Annotated in this window: 8 protein-coding genes, 1 tRNA gene and 1 pseudogene; 1 reads left to right on the plus strand and 9 read right to left on the minus strand. The window is 71.2% G+C overall.

The features are described 5' to 3' along the window. Window positions 1–1,807 precede the first annotated feature (1,807 nt). The 7 genes from rplL to I6A60_RS39750 form a co-directional block, all read right to left on the minus strand. Window positions 1,808–2,197 (minus strand): 50S ribosomal protein L7/L12, encoded by a 390-nt coding sequence (rplL, locus tag I6A60_RS39720; RefSeq protein WP_203025398.1) that lies wholly within the window; start codon window positions 2,195–2,197, stop codon window positions 1,808–1,810. A 114-nt stretch (window positions 2,198–2,311) separates the two neighbouring features. After that, window positions 2,312–2,878, minus strand: coding sequence for a 50S ribosomal protein L10 (rplJ, locus tag I6A60_RS39725; protein ID WP_013427334.1), 567 nt, complete (start codon window positions 2,876–2,878; stop codon window positions 2,312–2,314). Between the two features lie 676 nt (window positions 2,879–3,554). After that, window positions 3,555–4,268 (minus strand): 50S ribosomal protein L1, encoded by a 714-nt coding sequence (gene rplA, locus I6A60_RS39730; RefSeq protein WP_203025399.1) that lies wholly within the window; start codon window positions 4,266–4,268, stop codon window positions 3,555–3,557. A 148-nt stretch (window positions 4,269–4,416) separates the two neighbouring features. Beyond that, the gene (gene rplK / locus I6A60_RS39735; RefSeq protein WP_013427336.1) at window positions 4,417–4,851 is read right to left on the minus strand and encodes a 50S ribosomal protein L11; all 435 of its coding nucleotides are present in this window, start codon (window positions 4,849–4,851) and stop codon (window positions 4,417–4,419) included. 139 nt (window positions 4,852–4,990) lie between these two features. Then, window positions 4,991–5,770 carry a transcription termination/antitermination protein NusG gene (gene nusG, locus I6A60_RS39740; RefSeq protein ID WP_203025400.1) on the minus strand — a complete coding sequence of 260 codons (780 nt, stop codon included), beginning with the start codon at window positions 5,768–5,770 and terminating at the stop codon, window positions 4,991–4,993. 293 nt (window positions 5,771–6,063) lie between these two features. Then, the gene (gene secE / locus I6A60_RS39745; RefSeq protein ID WP_013427338.1) at window positions 6,064–6,312 is read right to left on the minus strand and encodes a preprotein translocase subunit SecE; all 249 of its coding nucleotides are present in this window, start codon (window positions 6,310–6,312) and stop codon (window positions 6,064–6,066) included. Between the two features lie 31 nt (window positions 6,313–6,343). Next, window positions 6,344–6,416 (minus strand) — tRNA-Trp (locus tag I6A60_RS39750). Window positions 6,417–6,681: 265 nt separating this feature from the next. On the opposite strand from I6A60_RS39750, the gene I6A60_RS39755 reads away from it, so the two are divergent. After that, window positions 6,682–7,881 carry a pyridoxal phosphate-dependent aminotransferase gene (locus I6A60_RS39755; protein ID WP_203025401.1) on the plus strand — a complete coding sequence of 400 codons (1,200 nt, stop codon included), beginning with the start codon at window positions 6,682–6,684 and terminating at the stop codon, window positions 7,879–7,881. A 222-nt stretch (window positions 7,882–8,103) separates the two neighbouring features. Here I6A60_RS39755 and I6A60_RS42505 read toward each other — a convergent pair whose 3' ends face one another. Together I6A60_RS42505 and I6A60_RS42510 are read right to left on the minus strand one after the other, a co-directional pair. Then, entirely contained in the window at window positions 8,104–8,520 is a 417-nt protein-coding gene (locus I6A60_RS42505; RefSeq protein ID WP_307874107.1) for a MaoC/PaaZ C-terminal domain-containing protein, read from the minus strand. Window positions 8,521–8,598: 78 nt separating this feature from the next. Further along, window positions 8,599–9,048, minus strand: a pseudogene (locus I6A60_RS42510) (MaoC family dehydratase N-terminal domain-containing protein); the annotation flags it as partial. Window positions 9,049–9,347: the final 299 nt, after the last annotated feature.

A 9,347-nucleotide genomic window follows, 5' to 3' on the forward strand; every position in this document is an offset into this window, starting at 1 on the left:
GCTGGGGGGGGTCTGGCCGGCGGCGCGGGGGGGGTGGGCTGGTGCCGGGGGCCGGGCGGGTTTACCCGGGGGCGACTGCGGGGTAGTCGGCCGGTTGTGTCTGGTGAGCACCGCCACCCCCGCTCACGCCAGACGTCCGGAGCCTGAGAGCGGCGGATCCCCGAGACGCGCGACACGCGCGAGTGGCAGATCCGGGTCGTTCCCCGGCATCGGGTCTTGGCGAAGCTGGCCGAAGGCCAGCGAGCAGGCGTGGAGTCCTCTTTGGGGCGGGCAGGCGGTCGTGCGGTCCGGATGGATCCGGCTCGGCCGGACGTAAGACCTCAGAAGCCGCCCCTGACCCGCTCGGGCCGCGCGTAGCGCGACACCGGGTCCGGGAACCGCCCCCTGGCAGACGTCATGGCCTCCGGCGAAGCTGTCCCTACGGGAAGCAAGCCGGCGAACCGGGCGCGCTGTTCCCGGTCATCGCACGGGACGCATCAGACGCCGGTCCCGGCGGAGATGGCGGGGCGCCGACGGCCCAGCGGGAGGGATGCCGGCGAGACCACCACGGGTGGCGGGAACGGATCTGACAGGCCCAGTGCAACGAAAAGGACAGCGCAAACTAGCAGTGTAGCCTCAGGCCGCACTGCTGACAAGCCCCGTCGTCATGTTCGTGGTGCACACTCTCGCGCTGTATTTCGGCGATCTTGCTGCCTGCGTCCGACCTGCCGTGTTCCCGCCTGTCCCGCCTTCCTGTGAGCTGTGAGTCGGGCGCCCGAGGGCGCCTCTCGACCGTTTCCCCGGCCACCGCTTCGACTCGCCGCCGCCACGACCAGCCGGCCTCGTGGAGGCCCGGCACGTCCGGCTGCGGGTCGCCTGGCCTCCGCCGGGTTGTCCGTCCCGCGCGGCGCGCCCCCTACGGGGCGCTCCTCACAGGGCGTTAGCCTGCCCGACTTCGCCAGATCGCGGTGGTGGTCCGCCAAATGATGGAACTCCGTTGTGGGCGATGCAGTCAACCCCTCAGACGGACCCCATGAGCGGTTAGTTACCGATCTGCCGCTCGTGCCGCCCCTGGCACACTCGCCCGGAAGGCCCGCCGATGCCGCGCGAGCCGCGCCATCCCACCAGCCCGAGCCCATCCGCCGGACGTCCAACCAGCATCGGACAACTCCGCTGGGCCGGCCACCGCACGGCCACCCACCGCGACGTCGATCCACGTCAGCGGCCGCCGAGGCCTCTCGTCGGGCGCGGCCTCGATCCCGGTCCGCCGCCCCGCCGCCGGCGGCCGGCACGCGCCCGCCGCGGCCACCCCCGTTGGCTCCCACCCGCAGCTCCGGGAGCGCCGGTGATGGACCGTAACCCATCTCACCTGGACCGAGCCAGGACCGACCTCGGCGCGTACCGGCCGGCGTGGGCCCGGCCGCGCCGGCGACGACACCGCGCACCGACCCGCGGGCGAGGAGGCTCTCAGCGCGTCGACAGCGCTCGGGGGTAGCCGTCCACCTCGCCGGGCCTCATACGGCCGCCAGCGGCCTACTCCGCCGCACAGGGCCGACTACGAGCGGCGACCGAGGCACGGGCAACCGCTTAGCGCGCCAGGGGCGGCCCTGGGCTCAGGTGCCGGGCGCGGCGCCCCTGCAACGACGTGAGCCGTGCCAGGCCCGGTGGGTCCCCGAGAGCTCGGAAGCTCCAGGGCCACTGTGGGGGCCGGCACGGCTCACGGAGACCGTGCCGGGCCGGCGACGCGGATCGCGCCGTCGGCCCGACGGGTATGCGGCGGGTTCCTCCCGGATCAGGATTCGCCGATTCGGGAGGACCCGCCGCGGAACTACTTGACGGTGACCTTGGCGCCGGCGCCCTCAAGGGCGGCCTTGGCCTTCTCCGCGGCTTCCTTGGCGACCTTCTCCAGGACCGGCTTCGGCGCGCCGTCCACGAGGTCCTTGGCCTCCTTGAGGCCGAGGCTCGTCAGGGCGCGCACCTCCTTGATGACCTGGATCTTCTTCTCACCAGCGGCCTCGAGGATGACGTCGAACTCGTCCTGCTCCTCCTCGACCGGGGCGGCCGCGGCAGCGCCGCCACCGGCGACCGCGGCGACCGCGACCGGGGCGGCGGCGGTGACGCCGAAGGTCTCCTCGAACTGCTTCACGAACTCGGACAGCTCAAGCAGCGTCAGTTCCTTGAACGCGTCGAGCAGCTCGTCCGTCGAGAGCTTCGCCATGATGGCGGTTCCTTCCTCTACTGATCTTCGATCGTCTGATGCGGACGGGCCCTCGTGGGGAGGACCTGGGCCCACGGTTGGTACGTGGCGGTCGACTGTGTCGGGTGCCCTCGACTACTCGGCGGCGACAGCCGGCTCAGGCTGGGCAGACGCCTCGGCGGTGCCCTCCGCCTCGCGCTTGGCGCGCAGCGCCTCGGCGAGCCGGGCGGCCTGCGACAGCGGCGCGGCGAACAGTCCGACGGCCTTGGCCAGCGAACCGTTCATGGCCCCGGCCAGCTTGGCCAGCAGGACCTCGCGAGACTCCAGGTCGGCGAGCTTGCGAATGTCGTCAGCCGACATCGCCTTGCCCTCGACGAAGCCGCCCTTGACGATCAGGGCCTGGTTCGCGCGGGCGAACTCCCGCAGAACCTTCGCCGCCTCGACCGGGTCACCGCCGACGAACGCGACGCCGGTCGGGCCGACGAGCAGGTCGTCGAGGCCAGTCACGCCGGCACGCTCAGCAGCGATCTTGGTGAGGGTGTTCTTGACGACCGTGTACTTGGTCTTCTCGCCCAGCGACCGACGCAGCTCGGTGATCTGGGCGACGGTCAGGCCGCGGTACTCGGTCAGGACAGCCGCGGTGGAGTCACGGAACTCCGCGGTGATCTCCGCCACGGCGGCGCTCTTCTCAGGGTTCGCCATGGGGCTCCTTTGGGGAAAGGATGCCGGCCGTCTCCCAAAGGACCCATGAAACGACGAACGCCCCGGCGCAGGGCTCGGGGCGTGAAACCTGACCTGGCGGCTCGAACACCCCACGTGGGGCGCCGCACCTCGGCGGTTCGCGTCCGTCACCTGCGCGGGCCGCCCGGAATGTCCCGGGGCCTTCGGCCGTCTCCTGACAGGCAGGTGGACGGCGACCAGCGGTCTTCGGTGTGGAACTACGTTCAGGTTATCAGCTAGCCGGTAACCCGGTACCTGGTAACCCGCCGCCCCGGGCGGCCGCAGCCTTCCCAGAGCGGCGCGGCGGCCTCCCGAGTGCGGCGCGGTGGCCGAAACGCGTCCGGCGTAACAGCTCTGGCCCGTCGACCGTGCGCCCGGACGCGCTCTGCGCCCAGCCCTCCCTCGGCTCCCACCACGCGCTCGCCGCGATCTCGGTCCTCGACACCACCTGTGGGCGTTGATCGCTGTTTCAGCCTTCGGGTGGTCGTCGACAGGGCCAGATCACGACCATCCGAGGGCTGAAACGGCGATCAAGCCGCTGCCGATCAAGGTCGGCCAGTGCCGGCGACGGCGGTGCCCGGCTCAGGCGGCGCTGCACCAAAGACGCGAGCCGTGCCGGTCTGGGACCGGCACGGCTCGCGGAGGAGAGGGACGAACGTCAGTTCGTGGCGTCCTCAAGGAGGTTGCGAAGGCGGTTCGGGTCGACCTGGATGCCGGGGCCCATCGTGGTCGTGACCGTGATCTTCTTCAGGTAACGACCCTTGGCCGCGGACGGCTTGACCCGGACGATCTCGTCCAGCGCCGTGCTGTAGTTCTCGACCAGCTGCTCGACGGAGAAGTTCGTCTTCCCGATGACAATGTGCAGGTTGTTCTGCTTGTCGATCTTAAAGTTGATCTTGCCGCCCTTGATCTCCTTGACGACCTTCGTGACGTCGAGGGTCACGGTGCCCGTCTTGGGGTTGGGCATGAGGCCGCGCGGGCCGAGGATACGGGCGATCCGACCGACCTTGGCCATCTGGTCCGGGGTCGCGACGGCGGCGTCGAAATCCAGGAAGCCTTCCTGGATACGCGCGACCAGGTCGTCACTGCCGACGATGTCGGCGCCGGCGGCCTGCGCCTCGGCGGCCTTCTCACCGGCGGCGAAGACGGCGACCCGCGGCGACTTGCCGGTGCCATGCGGCAGGTTCACGGTGCCACGGACCATCTGGTCGGCCTTGCGGGCGTCGACGCCGAGCCGGAAGGCGACCTCGACGGTGGCGTCGAACTTGGTGGCCGACGTCTCCCGCGCGAGGCCGACGGCCTCCAGCGGGGTGTACAGCTTGTCCGCGTCGACCTTCTCGGCCGCGGCGCGGTAAGCCTTGCTGCGCTTCATGTGTGCTCCTTGTGGTTCAGGCGGACTCCCCAGACGCTGTCCGAGGGCCCTCCCACCTGTGTGGCGTCCGCCGTCGGCCGAAGCGCGAGGCGGGTGTCCGGGGCCGGAGCCCCTCGCGGTCCGCGTCAGCGGACCGGCGGACGAAGACCTACTTCTCGACCGTGATGCCCATCGACCGGGCGGTGCCGGCGATGATGTTCTCGGCTGCCTCGATCGAGACGGCGTTGAGGTCGGGCATCTTCATGGTGGCGATCTCGCGCAGCTGCGCGGCCGACAGCTTCGCGACCTTGTCGCGGTGCGGCGCCGCGCTGCCCTTGTCGACACCGGCGGCCTTGAGGATCAGGCGCGCGGCCGGCGGGGTCTTCGTGATGAAGGTGAAGGAGCGGTCGTCGTAGACCGTGATCTCCACCGGCACCACGTTGCCGACCTGCGACTCGGTGGCGGCGTTGTACTGCTTGACGAACTCCATGATGTTGACGCCGTGCTGGCCGAGCGCCGGGCCCACCGGGGGCGCCGGGGTCGCCTTGCCGGCGTTGATCTGGAGCTTGATCACCGCAGTGATCTTCTTCTTCTTGGGAGGCATCTCGTTCTTCCTTCGGGTGGGCCGGCCCCTGGTTGGACATCTGAGGCGGGCCCTCGGGGTAGCTACTTATGAAGGATAGCTACCGGCCAGGCCAGGCCCGCCTCACCCGGACGGTTCAGATCTTGAAATGACCTGCCGGTCAGATCTTCGCGACCTGGTTGAACTGCAGCTCGACCGGAGTCTCGCGGCCGAAGATGGAGACCAGCACCTTGAGTCGCTGGGCGTCCATGTTGATCTCGCTGATGGTGGCCGGCAGGGTGGCGAACGGCCCGTCCATCACGGTGACGGACTCGCCGACGTCGAACTCCTGAACCTTGACCGTCTCGACCTTCTTCTCCTTCTTCGCCGGCGGGACGAGGATGGAGAAGACCTCCTCACGACGCAGCGGGGAGGGCTTGTTGGTCAGGCCGACGAAGCCGGTCACGCCGGGGGTGTTGCGGACCGCGGACCAGGACTGGTCGGTCAGGTCCATCCGGACGTAGATGTAGCCCGGGTACTTCTTCTGGGTCACCATCTGGCGCTTGCCGTTCTTGACGACCGGCACCTCCTCGAGCGGCACCTCGATCTGGAAGATGTAGTCCTCCATGTTGAGGCTGGAGATCCGGGTCTCGAGGTTCGTCTTGACCTTGTTCTCGTAGCCGGCGTAGGAGTGGATCACGTACCAGTCGCCGGGCGCCGCCTCGAGCGCGCGGCGCAGCTCGTCCTCGTCGTCCTCGTCGTCGGCCACGGCTGGACTGGGAGCGGGGGCGGGCGAGCCGGCGGTCAGGTCGTCGGCCGGCGCGGCGGACGAGCCATCCCCATCCAGCTCGGCACCGGCGTCCGTGCTCGCCACCTCGTCGTTCTCGAACGCCGCGAGCGGGTCAAGGCGTTCGACAGCCTCCCCCTGCTCGGAGGCGGGCTGCTCGGGAGACTGGGACACGGGGACGATCCTTACTCCTATGGTCGCCGCGTGGCGCACAGACTTTCGTGTGCGTCCCTCGGCGGCTGCGCTGTTTCGTGGTGGACTCGGACTCGCTGGTCGTGGGCTTCCTCTGGTTGACCTTGCTGGCTGACGCCGTGGGCCGGACGCCCGTCGGCCCGCGTACCGGTGGTACCCGGCTCACGTCGGGCATCGACCCGACCGGACACCGCCGCGCGCGACGACCAGCTCGGTCGGTGCCAGTCGGCGAGCGGGCCCGCCGGCTCCACCGTTCCCGGTGGGCGCGGGCTCGGTCAGCCGAAGATCTGGAGCACCAGCTTCGTGAGGCCGAAGTCGAGGGAGGCCACGATCGCGGTCATCACCGACACGAAGACGAGCACGACCACCACATAGGTGACCAGCTCCGTCCGGCCCGGGTAGATGACCTTCCGCAGCTCCGCCACGACCTCGCGGTAGAACCGCAGCGGTGTCATACGACGCCGGCCGCCAGCGCGCGCGGGCTGCTTGGCCCGCGGTGCCGCGTCACGGGTGTCGGTCGCCACAGCTCCACCACTCTCGATCGTCTGACCTACGCAGGGGCGACAGGACTCGAACCTGCAACCGCCGGTTTTGGAGACCGGTGCTCTACCAATTGAGCCACGCCCCTAGGAACAACCCGGCCCTGTTCCGGCGGCGGCCCGCGCCCCTCGGGCTGCCGTCCTCTAGAAACTCTCTGGAGGACGGGGACTGCCGACTGCGTTGCCGCGTCGGCTGGTCGCCTAGTCGCCTAGCACTACCGGAACTAGAGCCGTGGTGGGCGCGCGGGTATCCCGTCGATGACGGCCCGAGCGGATCGAGCATACCCCCTCGACGCGGGCGCACCGCGCCTGGCTCACACGGGGGACCCAACATCTCTGGCAGCATGGTCCTCCATGAGCCGGATCTCGCGCCGCATCGGCGGCATCGCCCCCTCTGCCACCCTGGCCGTCGACGCCACCGCCAAGGCCCTGAAGGCCGCCGGTCGCGACGTCATCGGGTTCGGCGCGGGCGAGCCGGACTTCCCGACCCCCGATCACATCGTGGCGGCGGCCGAGAAGGCCTGCCGAGACCCCAGAATGCACCGCTACACCCCGGCCGGCGGCCTGCCCGAGCTCAAGGAGGCCGTCGCCGAGAAGACCCGGCGGGACTCCGGCCTGGTCGTCGACCCGAGCCAGGTGCTGATCACCAACGGCGGCAAGCAGGCCGTGTACGAGTCGTTCGCCACGCTGCTCGACCCGGGCGACGAGGTGCTCCTGCCCGCGCCCTACTGGACGACCTACCCGGAGGCGATCCGGCTGGCCGGCGGCGTGCCGGTCGACGTCGTCACCGGCCCCGAGCAGGGCTACCGGGTGACCGTCGAGCAACTGGAGGCGGCCCGCACCCCGCGGACGAAGGTCCTGCTGTTCTGCTCGCCGTCGAACCCGACCGGCGCGGTACACAGCCCCGAGGAGGTCCGCGCCATCGGCCAGTGGGCCGCCGACGCCGGCCTCTGGGTCATCACCGACGAGATCTACGAGCACCTGGTCTACGGCGACGCGCGCTTCAGCTCGATGCCGGTCGAGGTGCCCGACCTCGCGGACCGCTGTGTCGTGCTCAACGGCGTCGCCAAGACGTACGCGATGACCGGCTGGCGGGTCGGCTGGCTGATCGGCCCGGCGGACGTGGTGAAGGCCGCGTCGAACCTGCAGTCGCACCTGTCGTCGAACGTCGCGAACGTCTCCCAGGCGGCCGCGCTGGCGGCGGTCTCCGGCCCGCTGGACGCGGTCGCGCAGATGCGCGAGGCGTTCGACCGGCGCCGGCGCCTGATGCACCAGCTGCTCAGCGACATCCCCGGCGTGCGCTGCCCGCTGCCGGAAGGCGCCTTCTACGCGTACCCGTCGCTGGCCGACGTGGTGGGCAAGACGATTCGCGGCAAGACGCCGACGACGTCGAGCGAGCTGTGCCAGGTGATCCTGGAGGAGGTCGGCGTCGCGATCGTGCCTGGTGAGGCATTCGGGACACCTGGGTATGCCCGCCTGTCCTACGCGCTCGGCGACGGCGACCTGGCCGAGGGCGTGCGCCGCATCGGCGCGCTGCTGGGGGAAGCGTCCTGACCGAGCGGTGAGAAGCGCTGTCGGGGGGGGGGGGCGCCGGCCGGCGGCGCCGCCCCGGGCCCGCCCCCCGCCCCCGGGGGGTCCCCGGGGGGCGCCCCCCCGCCCCCGGGCCGGGCCCCCGATGCGCGTCCAACAGCTCGCTTCCGCTGAACGCCCGGGCCCGCCTGGTTGCCGTGCTTCCCCGGGCCTCGCGGACCGTGCCGTCAGGCGAGGCCCGCGCCGTCAGGCGAGGCGGACGGTGGCGCGGGCGGCCATGAGGACCTTGTTGCCGTCGCAGCGGACGACCAGGTTCACGACGACGCGGTTGCCGTCGAGCTTCTTCTCGACGGTGCCGCGCACCTCGACGAGCGCCCCGGTGTCGTCGTTCGGCACGACGACCGGCGACGAGAACTTCACGCCGTACTCGCAGATCGCGCCGGGATCGCCAGCCCAGTCGGTGACGACCCGGCCGGCGGTGGCCATCGTCAGCATTCCGTGCGCGATGACGCCGGGCAGGCCGACCTCGGCGGCGACCTTCTCGTTCCAGTGGATCGGGTTGAAGTCGCCCGAGGTGCCGGCGTAGCGGACGAGGTCCCCGCGGCGGAGCCGGAAGGAGCCCGCCGGGAGCTCGGTGCCGACCTCGACCTCGTCGTGGCGCACCGTGGCGGCCCGCGCCGCGCCCTCGAGCCCGCCGGGAGCGGGTGGCGCCGGGACCTGGACACGAACCGGGCCGGCGCTCGGGTCGGCGGTGCCGCGGGAGATCAGCCCGCACAGGCCCGTGGCGACCGGCTCGCCGGTGGTGGCGCGGAAGTCGTAGCCGGCGGTGAGCACCTCGTTGGCCGCGACCGTACGCAGGCCGGTCAGGGTCGTCACCGCGGTCAGCTCGTCGCCGGCCACGACCGGTCGCGACAGGCTGAAGCGCTGCTCGCCGTGCACGATCAGCGAGAAGTCCATGCCGAAGGCCGGGTCACCGATCGGCAGGCCCAGCTCACCGGGAATCGCGGCGACAAGGAACGTCGGGGGCGCGACCAGGTCCGGGTAGCCGGCGGTCCTGGCGGCCTCGAGATCGTGGTAGAGCGGGTTCGGGTCCCCGATCGCGCGGGCGAACTGTCGGATGTGCTCACGGCCGACCAGGAACGGCGTGCTCGCGGCGAACTCCCGCCCGATGAAGGCCTGGTTCAGCGGCATGAACGACTCCGATCTGTCCGATGACCCGGCCGGGTCCGACCATCCCCCTACCACTACCACGCACCGCCCGCACCCACCCGAAGCCGCGCACCCGCCGTAACTCCAGGTTGTCGGGGTACCGCGGCCGGATCCGAACTTGCCCGCGAGCCCTTCGGGTCCGGGCCCGAACGGCGCCATGTCGACCAACGCGACAAGGCCGGCGCCCGCTGGTCGCCGGCCGCTCGCCTAGCGGCGGGGCAGCGCCCGGCCGCGGTCCGCCGCACCCCCACCAACCCCGCCGGGGGCGCCGCGCCTTCCGG

It is taken from the genome of Frankia sp. AgB1.9, from assembly GCF_016786355.1.
GTDB lineage: Bacteria > Actinomycetota > Actinomycetes > Frankiales > Frankiaceae > Pseudofrankia.